A 24,289-nucleotide genomic window follows, 5' to 3' on the forward strand; every position below is an offset into this window, starting at 1 on the left:
TACCTATACATGTTACCATTTATTATACATGATAATTCCAATTATTCTATATGATTAAGTAATTGGACGAAAAAAAACCCTTTATCATTTTAAAATAATAAGGATTCGACATATTTACTATTAAATTGTAAGTGCATGGGTACAATGGCTGGGGTAGCTGGATTCGAACCAACGAGTGACGGAGTCAAAGTCCGTTGCCTTACCGCTTGGCTATACCCCAATGTATAGCTGACTATATTTGTCTTAAGGTATAAACATGGTGGTGGGGGACGGATTCGAACCGCCGAACCCGGAGGGAGCGGATTTACAGTCCGCCGCGTTTAGCCACTTCGCTACCCCACCGTGTTAAATTTTTGCTAAGCTTTGCTTTAAATAAGTAAATGGTGACCCCTACGGGATTCGAACCCGTGATACCGCCGTGAAAGGGCGGTGTCTTAACCGCTTGACCAAGGGGCCATGAAAATGTTCATGGAGCTTCCAGCCGGACTCGAACCGGCGACTTCTTCCTTACCATGGAAGCACTCTACCTGCTGAGCTATGGAAGCATAAAAAATGGCTCCGCAGGTAAGACTCGAACTTACGACCGATCGGTTAACAGCCGATTGCTCTACCACTGAGCTACTGCGGAATAATAATATGTTTAGTACGCCTGACGACAAAAACCATTATAGCATGATTGCTGACTCTGTGCAACAAATACTTTTGAATCACTCAAGCTTTTTTAATTATAGTGGTCATAGTCATAGACGTCAAGGGTTTTTCATATAATAGTTTAGATTTCACATAATGAAGGAGATTGGCATGATAAAAAAACTTCTCTTCCTTTTTGTATTAACTGCAATATTCCTAGCTTTTATTCCCCAATTGACCAAGCCTTCTTCAACTTTGAAGGCAGTTTTCCGATTGACTGAACAACCTGCAGTAATAGTGAAAGGTACACAAGGTTCAGCATTGACCATTAATATTTCATTTGGTGAAAAAGAAGTGGAGGAACTTCTTGAAAATTTATCGCAGCCCTATCCTTTATTGTTTATTGATAGTGACTGGGCTTCACGCTTCCCCCACATTACAGAACAGATTAAACAGCGATCTTTGCCTGTCGCATTACTTGGTACCGAGGGTCAACAGTATGAAAGCAATCCCGGGCTTTTAAGCAAACAGCTTCAAACGTTTGAAGAGTTGTTTAACACGCGCCCTCTTTGGTTCCGTACGACAGATGAAGAATTCCCCTTGGCACTACTGCAAGAATTGAGTGAAGCGGAAATAAACGCCCTGGGATCTACTATCCAGTGGTCTGGCGGCACACTACCGAAGGCTTCTAAGGGAGAAATCATTGTCGTTCCATACACTCGTAATGAACACGTCGCCACGGCAGATGTAAAACGACTACTTGCCAGTCGTACTTTTCAATCCGTAGAGGATCTATTATTTCGGACAACTGTAAAAACAAAGAAAATTCCACAATAAAAAACTGACAGGAGATTTTCTCCTATCAGTTTTTTTGGGATTTCTTTGCTTGTTTCTTCGTCTTTTTTCTTTCATTTCTGCGTTCATCTAGCTTTTCCTTATCAATATCGGATTGTTTATTGTATTTAGGCAATACTAGTAATTGATACGCATTCACTGCGAGTAGCGGAAATAAAAGAATTGTTACCCATTCATCTTTGTTACCAGATGTAACCATAAGTGCCGGCAACCATTCAAGCGTCGTGATAACAATCATGAAAAATAATGCAGAAATTAACGCATGTTTTTTCGTCCACTGTGCTTTGAAGTACGCTGTCACTACGGATACTGTAATCAAGGTAAACAGTAAGAAAATATACAGAACCGTACGACTCGTATCTGCTTTCGTTAATTGGAAACGGAAAAAGACTAAGTCAAACAGCACGACTACTATGATCAACAGTTGAACCCAGTTCCATAACGTCAGGGTACGGAACATATTCACGCCAAACTGATGAACGGTCAAATAGGCGAAGAAGCCCATTTGCGCCACTACACTCATCGTAAACCCTAAGAAAATCATCCATAAAAAGGCACCAAGAAATTGCCATATCTCGCCTGCCTGTAAGTATCCATAGAAAAAGTCCCAACGTACAATTAGACCGACAATCGCTGTAATCGCCCCACCAATTGCCATTGCGCGTAAGAAAAATTTAACCCAATTTCGTATTGTCACAGCACTGTTCCCCTTTTTATCATGTCTAACCTAGTGTATCAACGATCGACAAAAAAATCTATTTCATTGAACGATTCATGCATATTCCTTCTTATATTGTGAACAATAAATGAAAATACAAGTGGAAGGTTGAGTGGAATGAAAAAATTTGCAGTTCTTTTTCTATTCCTTCTATTCCTAACGGGTTGCAGCGGAACTCATCAATCAGCACCAAGCTATGATGAGATGAAAAAGATGATGACAGATGCAATCCAGACGGAAGACGGAAAAAAAGCACTTCGTAAATTGATGACCGATCCAGAGTTCAGGGAGTTATTAGTACTTGAACAACCAGAAGTCAAACAGAGCATTGAGAATGTATTGCTTTCTAAAGAAGGAGAACGTTTTTGGAAAACAGCTTTTGAAGATCCTAAATTTACTGAATCCATCGCAAAGAGCATGAAAAAACAACAAGCGGATATCATGAAAGATTTGATGGCAGACGCTTCTTTTCAAAAGGAATTGGAAAAATTTTTTGGTCAACCTGACATGATGAAACAAATGGAGAACATCGTGAATTCCGCAACGTTGAAGAAAGAGATGGAGAAGGCCATAGAAGATACAATTAATAGCCCTTTAATGCAAGCGAAGTGGCAAGAACTCATCATGAAGGCAGGTAAAGGTGCTGCGGAGGGATCTTCCAAGGATGGTGGTAAAGGACAAAAAACAGACGAAGAAGGAAAATAATTCTTTCTTCGTCTGTTACTTATTACTTTTTCGTTTTTTTGATTACTGTATCGGCAACGTCTAAATAGATTTTCCCTATCGGATGATCTTCCGCATAAACAGAAGGTGCAAAATCCGTTTCATTCCAGTCAGGTTGACCGAGAGGGATTTGTCCTAATAATTCTGTACGAAGTTCTTCAGAAAGACGAACACCGCCACCTTGACCAAAGACATACTCTTTCTCGCCTGTTGCTTCCGATGCGAACCAAGACATATTTTCAATCACACCGAGTAGTTCATGTTCAGTCTGTAATGCCATCGCTCCCGCACGTGCTGCAACGAATGCCGCAGTTGGGTGAGGAGTAGTCACAACAATTTCTTTGGATGCGGGAATCATTTGATGAATATCAAGCGCTACGTCACCTGTCCCTGGTGGTAAGTCGAGCAACAAGTAATCCAACTCGCCCCAGTCCACATCACGGAAGAATTGATCCAACACTTTTCCAAGCATAGGTCCACGCCATACAACTGGTGCGTTATCTTCAACAAAGAAACCCATCGAAATCACTTTTACGCCAAAACGTTCCACTGGCATGATACGATCTTCTCGAACTTCAGGCATAGCTGTAATCCCCATCATATCCGGAACACTGAATCCATAAATATCTGCATCGATCAAACCAACTTTTTTGCCACGTCTGGCCAAGGCTACTGCTAAGTTGACGGAGACAGTAGATTTCCCAACGCCGCCTTTACCAGATGCAATCGAAATAAATTCAATATTGGATACAGGGGATAAGATATCTTGTGCTTCCGCTTCCGTAACTGTACCACGGAATTGCTCTAATACTTCCTTAGGCAACTCTTCAAATCGTATGCCTACAGAGTCTGCTCCTGCATCTTTCAACACTTCAACTATTTTTGATTGTAGCGTCAATTGCTCTCCGGTATTCACTTTCGCAATCGCGACTTTAACACTGACGTGTTCTTTCTCAGGTTTAATGGTTACACCCACAATACCATTCGTTTCTGCCAATGTTTTATGTAAAAACGGATCTTCCAATGCGCCAATCAGTTCACGGACTTGTTGTTCATTAATCACATGTAACACTCCTTACTGAATTCATTCACTCCTTTTTAGTATATCATATTCCCTATTCACCCAACCGTCATATGCATTATTGCTCTTCAGCAAGTTGATATTTTACAATTCCATCTACAATCGCCGCTGCTATTTTTTTCTGATACGATTTATTTGCCAACAATTTTCTTTCTTCCGGATTGGATAGGAAGCCTGTTTCTACTAATACAGCTGGAACCGGTACTTTTTTCAACAAGTAGACTCCTGTGATTTTCATCGCTTCCCGTTCGGTATTTTTCAACTGATCACGCAGTTCAAATTGGATGGAAGTCGCTAGTTGCTTACCATCAGGATGGCCGCCCGGATGATAAAATACTTGCGCCCCTCTCCAACGTTCTTCTGGAATTGCGTTAACGTGTACGCTGATAAACATGTCCGGCTTTGATTCTACTGCCATGCTTTCACGTAGTTTCAAGTCTGCAAACTTTCTGCTTCTCAACGAAGTGAACGTCTCGGAGGGTGCATGTTCTGCAACTGCATCGCCGCTTTTCTCCCTAGTCATTTCAACAGTTGCTCCTTTTTTCTTCAATAGTTTACTTACTTCATGAGAAATGTTTAACGTAATATCTTTTTCAATGAGTTCACCTGCCGAAGCACCTCCGTCTTCCCCACCATGTCCAGGATCAATGAGAATGCTTACCCCACCGAGTTCTGAGGGCAGAAAAAAGCCACGATCGGATGCTTTGACGCCGTATAACACTCCACCTAATGAGAAAATGATTAGCATCACTGCCACAAGCCACTTTTTCATACAGACACCGCCTTTTTCTTTCACTATACGCTTGGTCTTTTCAGGTTATGTCTATCTAGTACATGACGGGAAGTTTAGAGTTGATAATTAATTGGATTAAGCTAAGCTACAGATTGGTATCTGCGAGGGCAAAGGCATCGTTACACTAAGCTTAGGAAGATTCACAGGACTTCAATCCGCTCTAGCTGATACCCACTTTCCTTATACTTCTTTCCCTACATTAGAACTGTGAGATCTGTTAGCGAATGACGTTTTTTTGGAAATACAAGCAAAGCGATAAGCGTGTGTATACCATGGAGTTAGCAAACACTACTCCGTACAGACGAAAGTGCGCACAAAAAAGCTGTCGTAAGAAGTTTTTCACTTCTTACGACAGCTTTGGATTCGTATATTATTTTGTTTGACCTTCCCACGCTAGCATGCCGCCTACCATGTTTGTTACATCAAAGCCTTCGTCAGCCATAAGCTCTTGCGCACGACCGCTTCTGCCGCCTGAACGGCATACGAGAATGTAAGGTATTTCAGCATTCAAGTCATGCATTTCGACTGGCAGATTACCGAGGGCGATGTGTTCTGCGCCTGGAATCATACCTTCCGCTACCTCGTCATCCTCGCGTACATCGATGATATTCAATTCTTTACCACTTTCTAGTTGCTCTTGTACTTCTTTTGCAGTTAATTCTTTTAAAGTCATGAATGATATCCTCCCAAGTGTTTAATGTACCCTTATTCTATCTTGCTAGGTTGAGCATTGTCTATTTAAATGAACTAATTAGTATTGCTGTAATTCTTTCGTAGTATGTCCACGGTTTTCCCATAATCTAGTCGTATCCGCTACTGCGACAATCGCAGGGATATAGCGCTCGGATTCTTTAATAGTCAGCTCCAGACGGGATATAAATGAGGACAGTTCCATCATGAAGTCACCGCCACTTACTTGCAAATTATATACTAATTCTGAGACTTCTGCGTCTACATCCAATTGATCACCGAAATCCTCTTTTAACATATTTTTCACTAGTAATTGCTCGGGCGTTTCTTGTACATACTCCTCGTCAATGAAACACAATAATTCTTCTCTTCCAGGTATATAATACGGCTTTCTAGCTGCGTTTTGTCTTAGGTTGTCCTTCTCGGCTTCTTCGCTTGTCGCTTCAGCTACAAATTCGTTTGATTGAATATAGACGAAGCTCTCCTCTAGTTTCTCTTTCACTCGCTTAGTTTGCAATAATCTTTCCACTTCATCCAATGAAATCTTCTCTTCATTTTGATCATTGTAAATCTCCATTACTTTTTCAATAGGCACAATCCCATATAGATTTGTGCACGCCACAATATACTTCATTACCATTTCTTTATTCAACATACACACGCCTTTCGCTGATCTGGATACATTCCCTATGTACTCTTTCTGTATTATATCAAAACTATTACCTATTGTTCTGCCTGAGAACATTTTGATCATCCTTGAAGGTTTCATAATATACTATACCAACTAGAAAATTCAGGAGGAATGGTATGGGTGCTATAAATGGCAACGAGTTTGTGCGTAGAATAAATGAGCAGGACGCGGAGATTTGGCTAGATGGACAGCAATTAAAAGGACCTATTTCTAAACATCCAGCCTTTAGAGGGCTTATTGAAACAAAGGCTTCTCTGTATAATTTACAATTATCACCTGCACATAAGGCTCTCATGACATACGCCTCACCAGTCACAAACGAGCCAATTGGACTTTCTTACTTACAACCGAAAACTAAAATGGATTTGCAGAAACGAAGAGTTATGACAGAAGAATGGGCAAGACTTTCCTGTGGCTTACTTGGTAGAAGTCCAGATTACCTCAATACTGTGATTATGAGCTTTGCCTCTTCTTCCCCTCACTTGCTCGGCAAAGAAAACTGTTTTCCAGAACATATTCAAGCGCTGTATGAACGTGCGCGAGAAGAAGATCTATCTTTTACTCACACCTTTATTACACCGCAGGTCAACCGATCACAGAATGCCTTTAATACGTCAGATGAACCGATCTCCGCGAAGATTGTAGGCAAGACATCTGAAGGGCTCATCATTAAAGGAGCAAGGCTACTAGCCACACAGGGCGGCGTGACGGATGAAGTGTTGGTGTTCAGCACGCCTTCATTTCTTGGGGATCCTGATGAAGCTTTCGCCTTTTCCATTCCTTCCAGTACAGAAGGTTTACGTTTTCTTTGCAGGGAATCATTTGTAGGCGGGAATTCTACGTTTAATTACCCACTGAGTTCACGGTTTGAAGAGATGGATGCTATAGTTGTTTTCGATAATGTTCTCGTCCCGTGGAAGCGTGTATTCTTTCATCACAATAAGGAAGTAGCTTCAGAATTTTTCTCAATGAGTTCATTTCATCCATTTGCTACCCATCAAGTCATTACGAGACAGATCGTCAAGACGGAGTTCATATTAAATTTGGCAGAGCAACTCGTCCAAACGATTAATATAGCGGAATATCTCCACATTCAAGAGAAATTGTCTGAAATAATTATAGGGCTCGAAACGATGAAAGCCTTGCGAGATAAATCCGAAGCCGATGCATTACCCGATCAATGGGGTTATATGTGTCCAAGTGCGATACCACTTCAAATAGCTAGCAATATTTTCCCAAAAGTCTATCCGCGTTTTAGTGAAATCATTCAGCTAATTGGAGCGAGTGGGATGGTTGCGCTACCTACCGATAAGGATTTTCATTCGGCTATTCAACCTGATCTCACAAAGTACCTACAAGGTGCTACGAAAACCGCGTTAGAACGTGTACAACTATTTCGGTTGGCTTGGGATTTGACGATGAGTTCGTTCGGCACAAGACAAACGCAATATGAACGGTATTTCTTCGGTGATCCAGTTCGCTTATCAGGACATCTATACCGATCCTATCCAAAAGACGCAGGACAAGAAATGATACGCCGTTTACTCTCAGATTAAATGAAAAGTCAGTAATTTGCCGAAATTATGTCAGCTCATCGTATTTGCCAGATGCTACACCTTGTATATGGAGTTGACGATTATGGTGCTATCTGTAAATAGAATTGAGCTATTTCAAGAAGCAGTCCAGTTTATTCACAGTTGTTATGATGAACTAGGACTTTCACGAGAAGAACAAATCAACATTGGTGACTCTACATCCATTGAAATGACTAAGTTATGTGAAAGCCTTGGTTGGCAAGGAGCCAAAACACCTTTTGATGTACTACCGCTTGTCATTCAAGAGTATGGGAAATCTCCGCGGCTTTTTGAATTGCCAAAGTCGTTAGTAAAAGAGGTACCTATCAGTCATTCCGAAATCAAAGGAATTTCTGAGTTGCATACAAAATGGTATGCTGTTCCGATCATTTCCAATATGCGTCTTGATATCGGTGGAATTGAACATCCCATGGCACCATTTAACGGCTGGTATATGGGTACGGAAATTGGAGCGCGTAATCTTGCAGATGCGGACCGTTATAATATTTTGCCGTCTGTCGCCAAACGGATGGACCTTAACACGAAATCCAATCGATCTCTTTGGATAGACAAAGCACTTGTAGAGTTGAATATAGCCGTTCTACATTCCTACCAGCAAGAAGGCGTCACACTTGTTGATCATCATACCGCAGCTAAACAATTCAAATCGTTCGAAAAGAAAGAGCAAAGTGCAGGAAGAAAAGTGACAGGTAACTCGGTATGGCTCATTCCACCACTATCACCCGCCGCTACCCATGTCTATCACAAACGGTTTGCCAATGACATTATCACTCCCAATTTCTTTTATCAAAGAGATCCCGAATAAACCAACGCCCCTACACCATGTTATATGGTCTAGGGGCATTGGCTTATTGAACAGGTATTTCTTGAAAATCGATGCGAATAAATTTACCTGTTTCAGCTGAATAGGTGACAGTCACTATTACACCGAATTCCCGCTCTTCCTCTTTTAACCAAAGCTGAAATTTCTCCACGCCCGTAACTTTTTTTGAGTCGGTTGCGATATGCAAATAATCCTTGATATCTGCATGAGGATATTTGAGCATCGTTTGTTTGATCGCAAGCCTTGACCATTTGGCGTATGCCGGTACTTCCACTTTACTAAGTGCAGCAGCTGACTCATCACTAGTACCCGACCCACTTGTCAATAAAACTCCAAGTGCCAAACCTATTTTTGCAAAGATGGCGCACACCTCCTTTAGGAATAGCATGCGCTGTTTATATCCATTCAATTCTAAATGAAATACATCCAACTTAAATAGTCGGACGTTTCTTTTATATTAATTTGTAATCATCTGTCCTTCATGCATACCAGGCCACATTTGCTTCGTGTAGGCCATGTCCCAGAACATATACTCATATCGAGTCGTATTAAGGAAGATCTCCTCTAACCTCACTAATTCTGATTCAGGCTTGCCTTCTGCAGTTTCGTCCATTAATTCTAAGCACCAAGTAGCCAACTCGCCAAAGTCTTCCGATGAATACATGCGAATCCAGTCACCATACAATGGATGTTCCAGCGCACCAGGCAATTCCGAAAGCTCTTTGCCGATCTCCCAGTAGCTCCACGCACACGGCAATAATGCAGCGACAACTTCCGCTAGAGAGCCGTTTTGACTTACATGTAGCATATAGTGCGTGTACGCTAGGACAATTGGAGACGGCTGAGCATTCTCGAGCTCTTCCTCGGTAATGCCAAAGCGTGCTGCATATTGACGGTGAAGTTCCATTTCAGTGTGTAGTGTACCGTTAAGCAATGCAGCAAATTTACCCATCGTCTCTACATCCGTAGCCTTCATCGTGCCCACAGCAAACACTTTCGCGTAGTCAATTAAATACAAATAGTCTTGCACCATATAAAAACGAAACTTCTCCTGATCCAACAGACCATTTCCAATCTCTTGGACAAACGGGTGACTATGATTCTGTCTCCAAATCGGTAATGTCTTCTCTAATAAACGTTCTGTAAACTTCATGTATACTCTCCCCTTTTTCGTGATAAATGAAAAAGCCACTTCTTGACAAGAAGTGGCGGAGAGACATCACAGAGCACAGAAATAAGCTAAGTAACATCTACACCACTTCCTTACGCCGGTATGAACCGGATCAAGTTAAAGGGTTAAAGCATATGCTTCTCTCAGCTCCACAGAGCACCCCTAGCGGTAACAACTATTTCATTTGTATATTCATTGTAGTCTTAACTTGTCAGAAAGGTCAAACGAATTGAGATTGCACGTAGCCTACATACAACACAGTGATTGGCAGAAGACCTTATGTTTGTCTCACTCAATCGAATACGTTTATTCGGCAGATTTCACGAAGTGTCAATTTGTTATTCTAGATGTTCTTTTAGCTTTTTCTCAACATCTTCTTCTATTTTTTTTACGCGCTCTTCTTCTAGTTTACGTCGTGGTTTAGGATGATACCATTCAATTTTGCCATTAATGAATGTACCTTTAAATTCTTCGCCTTGAATCTTCAATTTAAATGACTGAAGTGGTCGAGTTTGACTTCCGCTATTCGATTGTTCGATCTCAATATCATCCGCTTCACTTCGAATCCCTTGCTCTGATAGAAGTTCCAAAACTTTATCCTCTATGGCAATTACTTCTTCTTCGCCAACATCATGTTTGGGATGTGGATTAAGCCATTGGATTTTACCGTCATGATAGTCACCTTTATACTTACGACCTTCTAAGATGAGCTTAAACTGAATTCGCTCGTACTGCCTGTCTTCAAAAACTTTTTCTGCTTCAAAGTCATCTACCACAGGGAACACCTCCAAAAATAGTATAAAGCCTCTTTTTATAAAATGGCTCATCTTACGTTATCCATAACTACTAATTCAAGCCTTCTAGCCTGAAGTTTAATTACCCATCATTCCTGCTCACGTAAAAATCCTTTAAAAAAATTTAAACTCTAATATAACTTAGCAATAGGTTGTTGTCAAATCCATTAATATTCTACTATGCTTTATATCATTCGAATATATGGTCCAAACACCGTAAGTCGTAGCGAACTTACTTCCCGTACACTCTATTACATCTTCACTCACTACCAGGCGGAAGATCAACTTCACACATGTGTAACAACTTTATTGCAGCCTTTAATAATTACCGTGAATGTTGAACCAATACACGCAAAGACTGCTATACATTCTATTGACTTGACGGACATGGTTAATCCTACGAATGACACACCACGTATGTATAATAATACCCTAATTTTTGTGTTTCAATCATTTGAACAGTGACAAAGTTGTTTGAACAAACTGCAGAATATATACGGAATAATTTAGCCTTCTTTATTACTTTCCATGCATATTAATTTCTGCAGTAATAGCATAACGGACAGAAAATGCCCAACAACTCATTGAATTGTCGGGCATTTTCTAGTACTTCCTTAAAAAACTTGGTTTCATTTGATCCCATTCTTCGCTAATTACGTGGTGGCAGACTGAAATAATTCGCTCTACGACTTGTGTATAGTTTGCCAAAATGCGTATAGTGAAGCCGGGAACGGCAAGCTTAGACAATCCGAATGCAAATTCTCCAGCCTCTTGTTGAAGAGTTTCATATAATCGATCCAATAGAGCATCATTCGTTTTTTCTCCAACGACAATTAAGGAACCCAAATGTGTGTATCCTTCCATAAAGCCTAACTCATTCATATTTTGTGACGCTGGATGAAGTTTTATATGGTCAAAGACAACAAGTTGACCTTCCATATAAATCTCGGTTTTCAAACGGAGCATGTCATAGCTGAATTTTTCTCCTTCCGGCGACCAGCCCGGAGTCAAAATTTCAGCATACAGCAAAGTTGCTCCTTTTTCCATGTATATACTATTTTTTTGATAGCAACTGGCATCTTTGTATGCAATAAGTGCATCCGGTAAGTACTCTAGATAACTATCCTTCTTCATACGAATGACTGTTTCTTGATAGACTTGCTCGGTCGGTGTTCTATATACTTTCGTCGCTGACTGGGTCGTCAACGTCAGCATCGCTCGTTCACCAAGCGTGACTTTCATTTGATACCGATCTCCATCTAAATAGCCACCGCCAGGATTCAATAAATAATAGCATGGATAACTATTTTTATTGAAATAGACGGGACGCATCACTTTAAATGCACCTTGAAAGTAAACGCTTTTCGCCACGGAGCGTCCTTGTCGGTTTTCCATGACAAGGTCAAGAACACCTGTCCATTCAGGCATCTTGTCCTAGTCCTTTTAACAAAGCGTGTTTTCTGACCCATTCAACCACTTCATCTAGTCCTTGATCATCTTTTAAATTGGTGAAAAAGAAAGGTTTATTTCCTCTAAATACTTTTGTGTCGGACTCCATTACCTCAAGTCTCGCCCCAACGTATGGTGCCAAATCTGTTTTATTAATAATAAACAAATCAGATTTAATCATTCCTTGTCCACCTTTGCGCGGGATTTTTTCACCTTGCGCTACGTCAATTATATATATGGAAAAGTCTACGAGTTCTGGACTGAAAGTAGCCGCTAGGTTATCACCGCCACTCTCTACAAAAATCAACTCGAGGTCGGAATGTTTTTCTTTCAATTCATTAATCGCAGCGAAATTCATCGAAGCATCTTCACGAATTGCCGTATGTGGACAGCCTCCTGTTTCCACGCCGACAATACGGTCTTCCGGAAGAATACCGTTCGCAACTAAAAATTTGGCATCTTCTTTCGTATATATATCATTGGTAATAACCGCCATACTCACTTCGCCATCTAACGCGCGTGTAATTTTTTCAACAAGCATGGTTTTTCCCGCACCAACTGGTCCACCGACACCTATTTTAATTGGTCCCATTCTAAGCACATCCTTATTATCAATTTCATTTCATTTATTACGAACTAAAAATACGTATCCCGACACGTTCATGTTGCATTTGTGAAAGCTCAAGGCCTGGCGATACAACGCCAAACTCTTCTTCGTCTAATTCCATTATTTTGTCTGTCGTTTGCTGAAGTTGTTGTTGAAAAGTGTAAATGATTTTCTGTCCAGCAGTTTGTCCAAGCGGGATTGCCCGTACAGCATTTTGCACAAGACTAACAACCGTCGAGTATAAGTAATATAAAACCGTTGTATTCTTTTCTACTTGAAGATGATGTCCGATCATCGTAAAAACAATGGCTGGATGGCCAAAAGCTTGTTTATCACGAATTTTTTGGGCGTAAGTAGTTAACACAGGTATTTTGTAAATGGCTTCTGCAATGTTTAACATTCTATCACCCATACGCTGTGTACCATCACGTGATTCGCGAGCAAGATTCTGTACAGTCAATATGCGGTCCAATTCCCAAACCTTATCCAGGTCATCGTTATCCAGTGCATCATATGAGAGTCTTACAGCCAAGCCGTCTGCATAAGCAAGCTGTTCATGCACATAGACATGTAACCACTCAGAAAATGTGTTAGCATCGGTGACCTTGTCTTTTTGAATATAGGTTTCTAACCCGAATGATTGACTAAAAGAGCCGATGGGAAAACTAGAATCGCATAGCTGTAACAAAGATAACGCATGATTAGTCATGACTATGCCCAATATGACGGAAAGCCTTTGCAACTTTTCGTTCTTCTCTCTTAAATGGAATATCCATTTCCTGTAGCAAATCCTCAACTAAATAATCATATTGCACAAGCATATCCTCGTCTTCAAATTGCGCAGGCAAATGACGATTTCCAAGTTGATGGGCAATCGTTCCCATTTCAAGCATTGTCCGCGGGCTAATAATAATTAAATCATCAGAAAGGACATCAACCAAAATAATATTCTTATCATCCATAAACAGAATGTCTCCCGCTTCCAAATCACGCGGAGTTTTTAATCGAATTCCAATTTCACGTCCGTGATCGGTTTCTACGCGTTGTATTCTCTTCATTAAATGTGCACTTTCTAAGTACACTTTCTCTTTATGACGGCTTTCATACTCACTTGGATCTAAATCCCTGATATTCATTACGATTTCTTCTACAATCATTTTTTTCACCTCAGAATAGGAAATAGCGTTGCCCCATTGGCACCTCGTCAACTGGGTCACATGTTATAAGCTTTCCATCGATTTTCACTTCGTACGTTTGTGGATCTACATCAATATGTGGTGTAGCTGTATTTAATTTCATATCTTTTTTCGTAAGACTCCGTATGTTACGGACAGGCAGTACTACTTTTTCAAGTCCAAGCTTCTCTTTTATTCCTTGATCATATGCAATCTGTGAAACAAATGTAATGGAACTTTGCGGCAATGCCTTTCCGAGTGTTGCGTACATCGGACGATAAATCATGGGTTGCGGTGTAGGAATCGTTGCATTTGCATCGCCCATTAAGCTAAATACCGCCATTCCACTTTTCAAAATCATCTCCGGTTTGACTCCGAAGAACTTCGGATCCCAAAGGACAAGATCGGCCATTTTACCAACTTCAATTGAACCGATATACTCAGATACCCCGTGAGCAATAGCAGGATTAATCGTATATTTAGCGACATAGCGTTTTACCCGATTATTATCCGAATACTCACTATCACCTTCCATCACGCCAAGTTGCTTTTTCATTTTATGGGCTACTTGCCACGTACGAAGAGCAACTTCACCGATACGGCCCATCGCCTGAGAATCGGAGCTCGTCATACTAAAGACACCTAAATCTTGTAAAATATCTTCCGCTGCAATCGTTTCGTTACGAATGCGTGAATCTGCGAATGCGATATCTTCTGGCACAGAAGGATTTAAGTTATGAGCGACCATCACCATATCCAAATGCTCATCAATCGTATTAATCGTATACGGCAATGTAGGGTTGGTAGAAGCCGGCAACACATTCATCATACCAGCCGATTTAATCAAATCCGGTGCGTGTCCGCCTCCCGCGCCTTCCGTATGATACATATGAATACCTCGACCATTAATCGCCTTGATCGTATCTTCAAAGAATCCTGATTCATTCAACGTATCCGCGTGAAGTGCGACTTGTACATCATATTCATCAGCAATTCGTAATGCATGATCAAGAACGGACGGTGTCGCGCCCCAATCTTCATGGACTTTCAAACCAATTGCCCCGGCAATTATTTGTTCTGCCAAGGGAGCTCCCGCTGCCGCATGTCCTTTACCTGTTAAACCAATATTGATTGGTTGTCCATCTAAAGCCTTCAGCATGGAGTGAAGATGCCAGGCACCCGGTGTGGCTGTCGTAGCCCTAGAACCATCTCCTGGTCCAGCTCCACCCCCGATTAGTGTGGTTGTCCCAGCTGTAAGTGCAACATCGACTTGTGCCGGATTAATGAAATGCACATGCGTATCAATTGCGCCGGCCGTAATGATTTTACCTTCCCCTGAAATAACTTCAGTGGAAGCTCCAATAATAATGTCTACTTTGTCTTGCACAAGCGGATTACCTGCTTTTCCGATACCCGAAATTTTACCGTCACGAATTGCTAGATCGGCTTTATATATCCCTGTATAGTCAAGAACGACGACATTCGTAATGACTGTATCAGGTACTCGTTCATCTTCTTCACGCGTAATAAGCGGATGTTGCCCCATTCCATCACGAATGACTTTTCCACCACCAAATACAACTTCTTCTCCATACTTTGTAAAATCTTTTTCAATTTGAATGAATAAATCTGTATCTGCTAATCGAACAGAGTCTCCTGTTGTCGGTCCGAACATTTGAGCATATTGCTCTCTATCCATGTTAAAACTCATTTCGTATTCCCGCCTTCCAATGGTCCGTCTACTTTATTATGAAATCCGTAAACTTCTCTTTCTCCAGCATAGTCAATTAGCTGCACTTCTTTTTCATCGCCCGGTTCAAAACGAACAGCAGCACCTGCAGGTATATTGAGACGTTTACCGTACGTTACTTCCCGATCAAATTTCAATGCAAGATTCACTTCATAAAAGTGGTAATGAGAGCCAATTTGGATAGGTCTATCGCCATGATTAATTACTTGTACATGTATACTTTCCGCGCCTTCATTACAAGTAATCGGTTCATCTTTTAAAATATATTCGCCTGGTATCATCGTTACGTCCCCTTTCTTTCCATAAACAATTTATCTTATTGGATTATGCACTGTGACCAACTTCGTTCCATCCGGGAATGTCGCCTCTACTTGAATATCATCGATCATTTCTGGAATGCCATCCATTACATCTTCACGAGATAAAATCGTTGCACCATAAGACATGAGTTCTGCCACAGTTTTACCGTCTCTGGCACCTTCCATCACCTCATACGTAATGAGTGCCATGGCTTCTGGGTAGTTCAATTTAAGTCCTCGTTCTCTTCGTCTTCTAGCAACATCTGCAGCAACAACAATCATTAGTTTATCCATTTCACGCGGTAGTAATCGCATTGTTCAACCTCCTAAAATAATAGTATGTATTATATTCCATTAGTGCGCTTCTCTCATAATCCACTTTATTAGAAGGCTTTAAATATTCCGAGTATTTAACGAGCTGTTAGTAGCTCACATGAATTTTCGGGGTAAACTTAAGCCATCTCTTTTAAATAAGACCCTTTTCGAAGAAACAAGGCAAAGAAAAAGTCGGTATACCGACAGTATCCCCTTAAGTTAGTTAGCATAAACGTTGCCACGCCTAAAGTTTTTGCTAGTAAATGACTAATGGGCAGTCATGGATGCAAGTTCGAACTATACGTGTAATGTAACAAAGTGTGTTATATAATGGTTTGATCGCAAGTTGATCCGATTGTGATTCATACATCCGGGGAGGATCGGTGAATCTCTTGGGTATTCGAAACAACTGGAATGGGGGGATTGTGTCCATTTACCTCATTTAAAAACAGTGGAAACGGCTGGGAGTTACTGCTACTAATTTATTGTACAGCTTTGTGGCGAAGAATCAAGTGTTCACGCTTACACAATGGGCTGGTAAGATATCTACTTACAGAAGTACTGCTAAAGCTATTTTATTGCAGATAAAATGCTTGGATCACCTCTCATCATACAATCATCTGGTATACAAAACATCGCAAATTATGTGTGATGCGAACATTTGTAAATTAGCAAACGATACTCCTAGTGTCAGCGCTATTTACTGACCAGCCAGTAGTAACTGTTCATCCCCAAAATATAGCAAATGCTACACGCAAAAAAGCCCTTCTCATTAAATAATGAGAAAGACTTTTGAAAAAAATTATCGTTTTGAGAATTGTGGTGCACGACGCGCGCCACGAAGACCGTATTTTTTACGCTCTTTCATACGTGGATCACGTGTTAGGAATCCTGCTGATTTAAGTGCTGCACGGAAATCAGGATCTACAGTAAGCAATGCACGAGCAACGCCGTGACGGATTGCGCCTGCTTGACCTGTGTAACCTCCACCGTGAACGTTAACGTGGATATCGTAGCTTCCAAGTGTTTCCGTTGTTACTAGTGGTTGTTTAATGATTTCACGAAGTGTTTCGAATGGTACGTAGTCCTCTACATCACGATTATTGACGACAATTTTACCTTCGCCAGGAATTAGACGTACACGAGCTACTGAACTTTTACGACGGCCAGTGCCGATATATTGTACTTGTGCCAAGTGGGTTTCCTCCTCTTAATTAACCGCGAAGCTCGAAAGCTTCTGGTTTTTGTGCGCTATGCTGATGCTCTGGACCAGCGTATACGTGTAATTTCTTGATTGTTTGACGACCTAGAGGACCGTTTGGAAGCATTCCTTTAATCGCTAGTTCAAGCATTTTTACAGGGTAGTTAGTACGCATCTCAAGTGCAGTACGTGACTTAAGACTACCTGTATAACCAGAGTGACGGTGGTATAATTTATCTTTCAATTTATTACCTGTCAAATGGATTTTTTCAGCGTTGATGATGATGACGTGATCGCCTGTATCAACATGTGGTGTAAACGTTGGTTTGTGTTTACCGCGTAAAAGAGTTGCAACTTCTGAAGCAAGACGACCAAGCGTTTGTCCTTCAGCGTCGACAACTAGCCATTTACGTTCGACTTCGTGACCTTTAGCCATGAATGTTGTGCGCATATTGTATTTCCTCCTAAAATATCGAATCTGTTCCCTTGTTTTCTCTATCCCTAAACACAAATAAACTTCCGGGGCTTGTTTGTGGGGTTATTGAAATACCATTTATCATGTTATACTTTATTGTCAATAAAGTCAAGCGTTTTTATGAAAACGCCAGGATTAGTTGCCATGAGCTCAATAGGTCACTTCCATTAAGTACAAACCGTGTGCTGCCGCTGTCTTCCCTGCCCTTTGACGATCTTTCGCCTCAAGAATCTTCTGGACATCTTCCGGCTCGTCCCAACCAATACCAACAGCCAGCAAAGCACCGGCAATCGTACGAACCATATTGTATAGAAATCCATCACCTTCCACTTCAAGAATCAGTTCCTCCTGATGTCGCTCAAGTGTTAGTTTTCGGATTGTGCGGACTTTATTCAAGGTAGCGGTCTTCGCTGAACAGAAACTTGTGAAATCATGTGTACCGATTAAATAGGCAGCACCTGCATTCATTCGTTCCACGTCCGGATTCCATCTACCTAAATGGACTGCAAAATTACGCTCAAATGGACTTTGCAATTCTCCATATGACCATTTATATCGATACGTTTTACCTTTTGCACTGTAACGCGCATGAAATTCTTTAGACACCTGTTCAATCGCAGTTATGCGTACGTCCTTAGGTAGTAGCACATTCAATGCCATCAGCCAGCGATCACCTAAATCCAGAGGTGTATCAAAATGGATCACCTGACCTAGCGCATGAACGCCAGCATCAGTTCGTCCGCTTGCTACCGCGTGTGATGTCGAATCTTTATGCAATTTCACAAGCGCCTTATCAATCTCTGCTTGAACTGTCCGCATGCCTGGCTGGGATTGATAGCCAGCAAAATCCGTGCCATCATACGAAACAGTCGCTTTCATTCGTTTCAATCTATTCACTTCCTCACCCATAGCAATACACCTACCAATAGCACAAAAGCGATCAAGACAACAGTATCCCTCATTTGCCAAGACAGCTGTCGGAACCTTGTGCGACCTTCTCCGCCACGGTAGCCACGCACTTCCATTGCAATCGCCAAATCTTCCGCGCGCTTAAATGCACTAACAAATAGCGGGACAAGCAAAGGAATGACTGCCTGTATCCGTTCTTTGATGGAACCGGTACTTAAATCAGAACCTCTTGCTAGTTGTGCCTTTAATATTTTATCTGTTTCGTCCATTAAAGTTGGAATGAAACGTAGAGAAATGGACATCATGAGTGCTAATTCGTGTACGGGTAATTTCAGCTTTTTAAAAGGATTAAGTAGCGTTTCCAACCCATCCGTAATCGAGATCGGTGAAGTGGTTAGCGTCAATACTGTCGTAATCAACACAAGCACCAAAAATCGGATGGATATGAATATACCCATTCGCAATCCTTCTTCATAAACTTTAATAAACTTCCATTCAAATAGAAGGGGGCCTTCACGTGTAAAGAAAATATGTAATAGAAGTGTAAAAATAATCAAAAAGATGACCGGTTTTAATCCATTGATCAAAAAATAAGGTCTGATTCTGGCAAGCGCAATGACAAACGCTGTGAAACCAAGCAAAATGACATAAGATACTACGTTGTTGGCCAAGAACACCGCTATTACAAACAGAAAGACAAAAAGTAATTTGGAACGCGGATCCATACGGTGCACAATAGAAGCACCTGGAATAAAACGACCGATAATCATTTTTTCTAACATGGCCGCTCCTCTTTCCTTGCAATAGCTTTTGCTAATTCTTGTGCCAATACGTCTTCCGTAAGTGCAATATGATCAAAACGTCGTCCACTCATCTTTTCTATCTCACGCTGAAAACGCACGGAACGTGGGACGCTGAGTCGATATGAATGAAGTTCCTCTTCTTGACTATATATTTCTTCAGGCGTACCTTCCATTACGGCTGTTCCCTCATGCATCACCAGAATCCGATCACTGTAGCGTGCAGCGTCTTCCATACTATGGGTGACAAGGATAGTCGTTAGATTCTCTGTCTTATGCAAATGATGGAACAACTCCATGATCTCTTTACGTCCTTTAGGATCCAACCCCGCTGTTGGCTCGTCAAGTACCAAGACAGATGGTTTGAATGCGAGGATACCTGCAATCGCAACACGCCGCATTTGCCCTCCTGATAGCTCAAAAGGTGACTTCTGCAACACGTCTTCAGGAAGACCTAAAAGCTTCACTAGTTCATGTGCACGAGCCCTCGCTACCTCTTTCGGCACTCCAAAATTAATAGGGCCGAACATAATATCTTTTTCAACTGTTTCCTCAAATAACTGATGTTCAGGAAACTGAAACACAATTCCTACGTGCTGTCGAACTTCCTTCATCTGCTTACCTTTAGTGTGGGCAGTAATTACCGTGTCACCTATTTTGACAATACCCTCAGACGGCTTTAGCAATCCATTCAAATGAAGTAATAAGGTCGATTTCCCTGACCCTGTATGCCCAATGATGGAAGTATAAGAACCTGAAGGAATCGTAGCTGTCACGTCCTGCAGAGCACGTTTCTCAAACGGTGAATCTTTAGCGTATAAGTAGCCTACTTGCTGAAGTGATATGTCCACAATTCATTCACCAACTCTTCTTCTGTCATATGATTGCCAACCAACTCTACGCCAGCTATTCTCAATAACTCAGAAACACGTAAAGCAAACGGCAGATCGAGCCCAACCTTTTCAAGTTCAGTACCTTGTTGAAAGATTTCTTGCGGTGAACCTACCATCAATACTTGTCCTTCATTCATTACCAATATACGATCTGCCAATAATACCTCTTCCAAGTCATGCGTAATAGATAACACAGTCAATCCGATTTCAGAGCGTAACCTCTTAACGATCTCGATTACTTCTTCACGTCCCCGGGGATCCAACATGGAAGTAGCTTCATCTAGTATAAGAAGTTCGGGATGCAAAGCTAATGCACCTGCAATCGCCACACGCTGCTTCTGCCCCCCTGAAAGATGATGTGGTTCATGGTTGATGTAATCTTTCATCTTCACCTGCTCCAGAGCCTCATGGACACGTTTTACCATCATGTCGTGTGGTACGCCATTGTTTTCGAGTGCAAATGCCACATCATCCTGCACGGTAGAACCGACAAACTGATTATCAGGGTTCTGAAAGACTATCCCCATACGCGAACGTGTTTCCCAAAGATTCTCTTCAGATAGTCGTTCCGAAAAGAGATGTACTTCACCTGATGAAGGAAACATCAAGCCTATTAATAGCTTGGCTAGCGTCGACTTACCAGAACCGTTATGTCCTACAACTGCCAGCCATTCTCCTTCATACAAAGTGAAAGATACATCATGTAATGCTTTAGTTGACATACGCAAAGATTCCTCTTCTTCCATGTCGTAAGAAAAGTCAACATGGTGCATCGACGCTAATTCCTTCATCTGGACTCCCCCTTTTAGGTGTTGTTATGAATCAATATAGTTTTTATGTATTGAATTATTCTTATGTATAAAAAAAAAGCGCGTACCTCATCTAAGGAATGCGCCTTTGAAAACGAAAATGCCGGGTGCTCATGCCGACATCTCAGATGAGGTACGTAGAGCTAGACCAGTCGATTACTCGCGGATCATAACACTCAGCTTTTATGTCGTATAAATCTCGTACTTGTAATAAAAGGGTGTGCTGTGCGTGACAGACACACCCTCGAAGTGTTGGAATTACACCAGTTCGATAATAACTACTGGTGCGCCATCGCCACGGCGAGGTCCCATTTTCATTATACGTGTATAACCGCCTTGGCGATCTGCATAACGTGGTGCTACTGTATCAAAAAGCTTTTGAAGTGCAAACACTGTTGCTTCTTCGCCTTCTGCGTTTTCAACAGCTACCTTTTCACGACGAATATATTCAGCCGCTTGACGACGCGCGTGAAGATCTCCACGTTTTCCAAGAGTGATCATTTTTTCAACTACTTTACGTAATTCTTTCGCACGTGTTTCAGTTGTTTGGATGCGCTCATGAATAATAAGATCTGTCGTTAAGTCGCGAAGCATTGCTTTACGTTGTGAACTTGTGCGTCCAAGTTTTCTGTATCCCATTTGAAGTTACCCTCCTTCAATATATGTCAGTTATTCTTCAGAGCGTAACTCAAGGTTTAGCTCATCCAATTTAGCCTTCACTTCTTCAAGTGATTTACGGCCTAAGTTACGCACTTTCATCATTTCGTCTTCGGACTTGTTAGCAAGTTCTAAAACTGTATTGATGCCTGCACGCTTCAAGCAGTTATAAGATCGGACAGAAAGATCAAGTTCTTCAATCGTCATTTCCAGAACCTTTTCTTTTTGGTCTTCTTCTTTTTCTACCATGATTTCTGCAGTTTGTGCTTCGTCAGTCATACCAACGAATATATTTAAATGCTCTGTTAGAATTTTAGCTCCAAGTGATACCGCCTCTTTAGGACCTATGCTTCCATCTGTCCATACGTCGAGTGTCAACTTATCAAAGTTGGTACTTTGTCCGACGCGAGTGTTTTCAACTTGGAAGTTAACGCGTGATACAGGAGTGTAAATCGAGTCAATTGGAATCACACCAATCGCTAGATCCTCACGTTTGTTTTGATCGGAAGGAACATATCCGCGTCCACGTACAGCATACATACGCATACGTAAATGTCCATTTTTACCGAGAGTAGCAATCGGGAGATCTGGATTTAATACTTCGACATCACTATCATGTGTGATGTCTGCAGCCGTCACGACGCCTTCACCTTTCACATCGATCTCAATAACTTTCTCATCATCTGAGTAAATCTTGAGTGCTAGTTTCTTCACATTCAAAATAACTGTAGATACGTCTTCGACGACACCTTCAATTGTAGCGAATTCATGAAGTACACCATCGATTTGAATAGATGTCACAGCAGCTCCTGGTAATGAAGACAAGAGAATGCGGCGCAAGGAATTCCCTAGGGTATTTCCATATCCACGCTCTAAAGGTTCGATAATAAACTTACCGAACTGTGAATCTTCACCGATCGTTACTGTTTCAATCTTTGGTTTCTCAATCTCGATCATTTATTTACCCTCCTAAAAACGTCTCTATATTGGTTTAACCTTATTGAATTCACTGATAATAGATAGTCTATTTCAACAGTATTAACAAAAAATGTCTTTCTTAATCCAATAGATTCAAACCGATTATACGCGACGACGTTTTGGCGGGCGACAACCATTGTGCGGAACCGGAGTTACGTCTCTGATTGCAGTAACTTCAAGACCTGCAGCCTGTAGTGAACGGATAGCCGCTTCACGACCAGCACCTGGCCCTTTAACTGTTACTTCCAATGATTTCAAACCATGTTCCATTGCTGTTTTTGCTGCAGTTTCAGCAGCCATTTGTGCAGCAAACGGAGTAGATTTACGGGAACCTCTAAAGCCAAGTGCACCAGCGCTAGACCATGAAAGTGCATTACCGTGGCTATCCGTGATAGTTACGATAGTGTTATTGAACGTTGAACGGATATGTGCAATACCAGTCTCAATATTCTTTTTTACACGACGTTTACGAGTTTGTTGTTTACGTGCCATGTTGGAAAGAACCCTCCTTTACCTATTATTTTTTCTTGTTAGCCATTGTGCGTTTAGGACCCTTACGCGTACGTGCATTGTTTTTCGTGTTTTGTCCACGAACAGGCAATCCACGACGGTGACGGATTCCACGGTTACTACCGATTTCCATCAAACGCTTGATATTTAGAGAAGTTTCACGACGAAGATCTCCTTCTACTTTCAAGCCGTCAATTTGTTCACGAATCTTATCCAGCTCAGCGTCAGTTAAATCACGAACGCGAGTCTCTTGTGAAACGTCAGCTGCAGTTAAAATTGATTGTGCAGTTGTTTTACCAATACCGAATATATATGTCAATGAAATGACAACGCGCTTATCGCGCGGAACGTCTACACCAGCAATACGTGCCATATAAGTTGTGCACCTCCTTGTGTTTTAGCCTTGTCTTTGTTTGTGCTTTGGATTTTCACAGATTACCATTACTCGGCCGCGTCTACGAATAACTTTACATTTTTCGCAGATCGGTTTTACAGATGGTCTTACTTTCATCCTACCCAACCTCCTTCAATATTTCGGGAGTGCAAAAGTTTATTTGAAACGGTATGTGATACGACCACGTGTTAAATCGTAAGGTGAAAGTTCCAATGTCACCTTGTCGCCTGGCAGAATACGAATAAAGTGCATACGAATTTTACCTGACACGTGTGCAAGCACAGTATGTCCGTTTTCTAACTCCACTTTAAACATCGCATTCGGCAACGTTTCAAGAACAGTTCCTTCTACCTCAATTACGTCGTCCTTCGCCATCAATCCTGTCTCCCTTCTATATCCAATAAAGGCTTTCACCATCGAGCGGCATCAGTTGCCTTCAAAAGGCTTCCTTCAACATATGTCCAGTTAGCATGAGTGATGTTCGAAAGACGTCTGCCACATTTC

Annotated in this window: 31 protein-coding genes, 5 tRNA genes and 1 riboswitch; of the genes, 4 read left to right on the plus strand and 32 right to left on the minus strand. The window is 41.4% G+C overall.

The annotated features are described in order from the left end of the window. Positions 1–145 precede the first annotated feature (145 nt). From CSV60_RS01105 to CSV60_RS01125, 5 genes are all read right to left on the minus strand, one after another. Positions 146–220: transfer RNA gene (locus tag CSV60_RS01105), tRNA-Gln, on the minus strand. A gap of 37 nt (positions 221–257) precedes the next feature. Next, positions 258–342: transfer RNA gene (locus tag CSV60_RS01110), tRNA-Tyr, on the minus strand. Positions 343–381: 39 nt separating this feature from the next. After that, positions 382–456: transfer RNA gene (locus CSV60_RS01115), tRNA-Glu, on the minus strand. Positions 457–469: 13 nt separating this feature from the next. Beyond that, positions 470–545 (minus strand) — tRNA-Thr (locus CSV60_RS01120). A gap of 8 nt (positions 546–553) precedes the next feature. After that, positions 554–628: transfer RNA gene (locus CSV60_RS01125), tRNA-Asn, on the minus strand. 173 nt (positions 629–801) lie between these two features. On the opposite strand from CSV60_RS01125, the gene CSV60_RS01130 reads away from it, so the two are divergent. Continuing rightward, positions 802–1,467 (plus strand): polysaccharide deacetylase family protein, encoded by a 666-nt coding sequence (locus CSV60_RS01130; protein ID WP_099635771.1) that lies wholly within the window; start codon positions 802–804, stop codon positions 1,465–1,467. Positions 1,468–1,492: 25 nt separating this feature from the next. Here the strand turns inward: CSV60_RS01130 and CSV60_RS01135 are convergent, their stop codons facing one another. Then, on the minus strand, positions 1,493–2,182 hold the full coding sequence (locus CSV60_RS01135; RefSeq protein WP_099630566.1) for a KinB-signaling pathway activation protein: 690 nt from the start codon (positions 2,180–2,182) through the stop codon (positions 1,493–1,495). 138 nt (positions 2,183–2,320) lie between these two features. Between CSV60_RS01135 and gerD the strand changes: the two genes are divergently transcribed. Next, entirely contained in the window at positions 2,321–2,908 is a 588-nt protein-coding gene (gene gerD / locus CSV60_RS01140; protein ID WP_099630565.1) for a spore germination lipoprotein GerD, read from the plus strand. A 22-nt stretch (positions 2,909–2,930) separates the two neighbouring features. Here gerD and CSV60_RS01145 read toward each other — a convergent pair whose 3' ends face one another. From CSV60_RS01145 to CSV60_RS01160, 4 genes are all read right to left on the minus strand, one after another. Continuing rightward, entirely contained in the window at positions 2,931–3,989 is a 1,059-nt protein-coding gene (locus CSV60_RS01145) for an Mrp/NBP35 family ATP-binding protein (protein ID WP_099630564.1), read from the minus strand. 76 nt (positions 3,990–4,065) lie between these two features. Further along, positions 4,066–4,779 carry an N-acetylmuramoyl-L-alanine amidase gene (locus tag CSV60_RS01150; RefSeq protein WP_099630563.1) on the minus strand — a complete coding sequence of 238 codons (714 nt, stop codon included), beginning with the start codon at positions 4,777–4,779 and terminating at the stop codon, positions 4,066–4,068. 391 nt (positions 4,780–5,170) lie between these two features. Then, positions 5,171–5,473, minus strand: a complete 303-nt coding sequence (locus CSV60_RS01155; RefSeq protein WP_099630562.1) for a rhodanese-like domain-containing protein — start codon at positions 5,471–5,473, stop codon at positions 5,171–5,173. A 78-nt stretch (positions 5,474–5,551) separates the two neighbouring features. Continuing rightward, positions 5,552–6,235 carry a hypothetical protein gene (locus CSV60_RS01160; RefSeq protein ID WP_099635772.1) on the minus strand — a complete coding sequence of 228 codons (684 nt, stop codon included), beginning with the start codon at positions 6,233–6,235 and terminating at the stop codon, positions 5,552–5,554. Between the two features lie 62 nt (positions 6,236–6,297). On the opposite strand from CSV60_RS01160, the gene hpaB reads away from it, so the two are divergent. After that, complete coding sequence (gene hpaB, locus CSV60_RS01165) at positions 6,298–7,737, plus strand: 4-hydroxyphenylacetate 3-monooxygenase, oxygenase component (RefSeq protein WP_099635773.1); 1,440 nt, start codon at positions 6,298–6,300, stop codon at positions 7,735–7,737. Positions 7,738–7,819: 82 nt separating this feature from the next. Beyond that, positions 7,820–8,581 (plus strand): nitric oxide synthase oxygenase, encoded by a 762-nt coding sequence (locus CSV60_RS01170; RefSeq protein WP_369823558.1) that lies wholly within the window; start codon positions 7,820–7,822, stop codon positions 8,579–8,581. Between the two features lie 43 nt (positions 8,582–8,624). Here the strand turns inward: CSV60_RS01170 and CSV60_RS01175 are convergent, their stop codons facing one another. The 22 genes from CSV60_RS01175 to infA all read right to left on the minus strand — a co-directional run bounded on the left by CSV60_RS01175 (position 8,625) and on the right by infA (position 24,160). After that, positions 8,625–9,008 carry a DUF3889 domain-containing protein gene (locus tag CSV60_RS01175; protein WP_233189499.1) on the minus strand — a complete coding sequence of 128 codons (384 nt, stop codon included), beginning with the start codon at positions 9,006–9,008 and terminating at the stop codon, positions 8,625–8,627. Between the two features lie 48 nt (positions 9,009–9,056). After that, on the minus strand, positions 9,057–9,752 hold the full coding sequence (tenA, locus tag CSV60_RS01180; RefSeq protein WP_099630558.1) for a thiaminase II: 696 nt from the start codon (positions 9,750–9,752) through the stop codon (positions 9,057–9,059). A gap of 90 nt (positions 9,753–9,842) precedes the next feature. Then, positions 9,843–9,944, minus strand: a riboswitch (TPP riboswitch). 164 nt (positions 9,945–10,108) lie between these two features. Continuing rightward, on the minus strand, positions 10,109–10,546 hold the full coding sequence (locus CSV60_RS01185; protein WP_233189500.1) for a YheE family protein: 438 nt from the start codon (positions 10,544–10,546) through the stop codon (positions 10,109–10,111). A gap of 621 nt (positions 10,547–11,167) precedes the next feature. Next, the gene (locus CSV60_RS01190; RefSeq protein ID WP_099635774.1) at positions 11,168–11,992 is read right to left on the minus strand and encodes an urease accessory protein UreD; all 825 of its coding nucleotides are present in this window, start codon (positions 11,990–11,992) and stop codon (positions 11,168–11,170) included. Beyond that, positions 11,985–12,605, minus strand: a complete 621-nt coding sequence (gene ureG, locus CSV60_RS01195; RefSeq protein ID WP_099630555.1) for an urease accessory protein UreG — start codon at positions 12,603–12,605, stop codon at positions 11,985–11,987. The genes CSV60_RS01190 and ureG overlap by 8 nt, the downstream gene beginning before the upstream one ends. Before the next feature lie 37 nt (positions 12,606–12,642). Then, entirely contained in the window at positions 12,643–13,329 is a 687-nt protein-coding gene (locus CSV60_RS01200) for an urease accessory protein UreF (protein WP_099630599.1), read from the minus strand. Beyond that, positions 13,322–13,777 (minus strand): urease accessory protein UreE, encoded by a 456-nt coding sequence (gene ureE, locus CSV60_RS01205; protein WP_099630554.1) that lies wholly within the window; start codon positions 13,775–13,777, stop codon positions 13,322–13,324. The genes CSV60_RS01200 and ureE overlap by 8 nt, the downstream gene beginning before the upstream one ends. A 10-nt stretch (positions 13,778–13,787) precedes the next feature. After that, positions 13,788–15,506, minus strand: coding sequence for an urease subunit alpha (ureC, locus tag CSV60_RS01210; RefSeq protein ID WP_099630553.1), 1,719 nt, complete (start codon positions 15,504–15,506; stop codon positions 13,788–13,790). Then, positions 15,503–15,826 carry an urease subunit beta gene (locus tag CSV60_RS01215; protein ID WP_099630552.1) on the minus strand — a complete coding sequence of 108 codons (324 nt, stop codon included), beginning with the start codon at positions 15,824–15,826 and terminating at the stop codon, positions 15,503–15,505. The genes ureC and CSV60_RS01215 overlap by 4 nt, the downstream gene beginning before the upstream one ends. A 30-nt stretch (positions 15,827–15,856) precedes the next feature. Beyond that, entirely contained in the window at positions 15,857–16,159 is a 303-nt protein-coding gene (locus CSV60_RS01220; RefSeq protein ID WP_099630551.1) for an urease subunit gamma, read from the minus strand. 802 nt (positions 16,160–16,961) lie between these two features. Beyond that, on the minus strand, positions 16,962–17,354 hold the full coding sequence (gene rpsI / locus CSV60_RS01225; protein ID WP_029053248.1) for a 30S ribosomal protein S9: 393 nt from the start codon (positions 17,352–17,354) through the stop codon (positions 16,962–16,964). Between the two features lie 19 nt (positions 17,355–17,373). Further along, positions 17,374–17,811, minus strand: a complete 438-nt coding sequence (rplM, locus tag CSV60_RS01230; protein ID WP_099630550.1) for a 50S ribosomal protein L13 — start codon at positions 17,809–17,811, stop codon at positions 17,374–17,376. A 174-nt stretch (positions 17,812–17,985) separates the two neighbouring features. Further along, positions 17,986–18,723 (minus strand): tRNA pseudouridine(38-40) synthase TruA, encoded by a 738-nt coding sequence (gene truA, locus CSV60_RS01235; RefSeq protein ID WP_099630598.1) that lies wholly within the window; start codon positions 18,721–18,723, stop codon positions 17,986–17,988. 5 nt (positions 18,724–18,728) lie between these two features. Then, on the minus strand, positions 18,729–19,526 hold the full coding sequence (locus CSV60_RS01240) for an energy-coupling factor transporter transmembrane component T family protein (protein WP_099635775.1): 798 nt from the start codon (positions 19,524–19,526) through the stop codon (positions 18,729–18,731). Beyond that, positions 19,520–20,395 carry an energy-coupling factor ABC transporter ATP-binding protein gene (locus CSV60_RS01245; RefSeq protein ID WP_099630548.1) on the minus strand — a complete coding sequence of 292 codons (876 nt, stop codon included), beginning with the start codon at positions 20,393–20,395 and terminating at the stop codon, positions 19,520–19,522. Before CSV60_RS01245 ends, CSV60_RS01240 begins: the two co-directional genes overlap by 7 nt. Further along, a complete protein-coding gene (locus CSV60_RS01250; RefSeq protein WP_099635776.1) occupies positions 20,371–21,228 on the minus strand; it encodes an energy-coupling factor ABC transporter ATP-binding protein in 858 nt (285 codons plus the stop codon). Before CSV60_RS01250 ends, CSV60_RS01245 begins: the two co-directional genes overlap by 25 nt. Positions 21,229–21,504: 276 nt before the next feature. Continuing rightward, the gene (rplQ, locus tag CSV60_RS01255; RefSeq protein ID WP_099630546.1) at positions 21,505–21,885 is read right to left on the minus strand and encodes a 50S ribosomal protein L17; all 381 of its coding nucleotides are present in this window, start codon (positions 21,883–21,885) and stop codon (positions 21,505–21,507) included. Positions 21,886–21,915: 30 nt separating this feature from the next. After that, the gene (locus tag CSV60_RS01260) at positions 21,916–22,860 is read right to left on the minus strand and encodes a DNA-directed RNA polymerase subunit alpha (protein ID WP_029053255.1); all 945 of its coding nucleotides are present in this window, start codon (positions 22,858–22,860) and stop codon (positions 21,916–21,918) included. 123 nt (positions 22,861–22,983) lie between these two features. Then, the gene (rpsK, locus tag CSV60_RS01265) at positions 22,984–23,373 is read right to left on the minus strand and encodes a 30S ribosomal protein S11 (RefSeq protein ID WP_009499031.1); all 390 of its coding nucleotides are present in this window, start codon (positions 23,371–23,373) and stop codon (positions 22,984–22,986) included. A 25-nt stretch (positions 23,374–23,398) separates the two neighbouring features. Then, positions 23,399–23,764 (minus strand): 30S ribosomal protein S13, encoded by a 366-nt coding sequence (gene rpsM / locus CSV60_RS01270; protein ID WP_085132003.1) that lies wholly within the window; start codon positions 23,762–23,764, stop codon positions 23,399–23,401. Positions 23,765–23,788: 24 nt separating this feature from the next. Next, the gene (gene rpmJ / locus CSV60_RS01275) at positions 23,789–23,902 is read right to left on the minus strand and encodes a 50S ribosomal protein L36 (protein WP_076758849.1); all 114 of its coding nucleotides are present in this window, start codon (positions 23,900–23,902) and stop codon (positions 23,789–23,791) included. 39 nt (positions 23,903–23,941) lie between these two features. Further along, positions 23,942–24,160 carry a translation initiation factor IF-1 gene (gene infA / locus CSV60_RS01280; RefSeq protein ID WP_029053257.1) on the minus strand — a complete coding sequence of 73 codons (219 nt, stop codon included), beginning with the start codon at positions 24,158–24,160 and terminating at the stop codon, positions 23,942–23,944. Between the last annotated feature and the right edge of the window lie 129 nt (positions 24,161–24,289).

Origin of the sequence: Sporosarcina sp. P7 (genome assembly GCF_002743425.1) — a bacterium.
Lineage (GTDB): Bacteria > Bacillota > Bacilli > Bacillales_A > Planococcaceae > Sporosarcina.

Excerpts from the sequence above, each read along its gene's own strand:
- CSV60_RS01130 (WP_099635771.1), top strand. The coding sequence starts at position 802 with ATGATAAAAAAACTTCTCTTCCTTTTTGTATTAACTGCAATATTCCTA.
- gerD (WP_099630565.1), top strand. The coding sequence starts at position 2,321 with ATGAAAAAATTTGCAGTTCTTTTTCTATTCCTTCTATTCCTAACGGGT.
- CSV60_RS01150 (WP_099630563.1), bottom strand. The coding sequence starts at position 4,779 with ATGAAAAAGTGGCTTGTGGCAGTGATGCTAATCATTTTCTCATTAGGT.
- CSV60_RS01155 (WP_099630562.1), bottom strand. The coding sequence starts at position 5,473 with ATGACTTTAAAAGAATTAACTGCAAAAGAAGTACAAGAGCAACTAGAA.
- CSV60_RS01160 (WP_099635772.1), bottom strand. The coding sequence starts at position 6,235 with ATGTTCTCAGGCAGAACAATAGGTAATAGTTTTGATATAATACAGAAA.
- hpaB (WP_099635773.1), top strand. The coding sequence starts at position 6,298 with ATGGGTGCTATAAATGGCAACGAGTTTGTGCGTAGAATAAATGAGCAG.
- CSV60_RS01170 (WP_369823558.1), top strand. The coding sequence starts at position 7,820 with ATGGTGCTATCTGTAAATAGAATTGAGCTATTTCAAGAAGCAGTCCAG.
- tenA (WP_099630558.1), bottom strand. The coding sequence starts at position 9,752 with ATGAAGTTTACAGAACGTTTATTAGAGAAGACATTACCGATTTGGAGA.
- CSV60_RS01190 (WP_099635774.1), bottom strand. The coding sequence starts at position 11,992 with ATGCCTGAATGGACAGGTGTTCTTGACCTTGTCATGGAAAACCGACAA.
- ureG (WP_099630555.1), bottom strand. The coding sequence starts at position 12,605 with ATGGGACCAATTAAAATAGGTGTCGGTGGACCAGTTGGTGCGGGAAAA.
- CSV60_RS01200 (WP_099630599.1), bottom strand. The coding sequence starts at position 13,329 with ATGACTAATCATGCGTTATCTTTGTTACAGCTATGCGATTCTAGTTTT.
- ureE (WP_099630554.1), bottom strand. The coding sequence starts at position 13,777 with ATGATTGTAGAAGAAATCGTAATGAATATCAGGGATTTAGATCCAAGT.
- ureC (WP_099630553.1), bottom strand. The coding sequence starts at position 15,506 with ATGAGTTTTAACATGGATAGAGAGCAATATGCTCAAATGTTCGGACCG.
- CSV60_RS01215 (WP_099630552.1), bottom strand. The coding sequence starts at position 15,826 with ATGATACCAGGCGAATATATTTTAAAAGATGAACCGATTACTTGTAAT.
- CSV60_RS01220 (WP_099630551.1), bottom strand. The coding sequence starts at position 16,159 with ATGCGATTACTACCGCGTGAAATGGATAAACTAATGATTGTTGTTGCT.
- rplM (WP_099630550.1), bottom strand. The coding sequence starts at position 17,811 with ATGCGCACAACATTCATGGCTAAAGGTCACGAAGTCGAACGTAAATGG.
- CSV60_RS01240 (WP_099635775.1), bottom strand. The coding sequence starts at position 19,526 with ATGTTAGAAAAAATGATTATCGGTCGTTTTATTCCAGGTGCTTCTATT.
- CSV60_RS01250 (WP_099635776.1), bottom strand. The coding sequence starts at position 21,228 with ATGAAGGAATTAGCGTCGATGCACCATGTTGACTTTTCTTACGACATG.
- rplQ (WP_099630546.1), bottom strand. The coding sequence starts at position 21,885 with ATGGGATACAGAAAACTTGGACGCACAAGTTCACAACGTAAAGCAATG.
- CSV60_RS01260 (WP_029053255.1), bottom strand. The coding sequence starts at position 22,860 with ATGATCGAGATTGAGAAACCAAAGATTGAAACAGTAACGATCGGTGAA.
- rpsK (WP_009499031.1), bottom strand. The coding sequence starts at position 23,373 with ATGGCACGTAAACAACAAACTCGTAAACGTCGTGTAAAAAAGAATATT.
- rpsM (WP_085132003.1), bottom strand. The coding sequence starts at position 23,764 with ATGGCACGTATTGCTGGTGTAGACGTTCCGCGCGATAAGCGCGTTGTC.
- rpmJ (WP_076758849.1), bottom strand. The coding sequence starts at position 23,902 with ATGAAAGTAAGACCATCTGTAAAACCGATCTGCGAAAAATGTAAAGTT.
- infA (WP_029053257.1), bottom strand. The coding sequence starts at position 24,160 with ATGGCGAAGGACGACGTAATTGAGGTAGAAGGAACTGTTCTTGAAACG.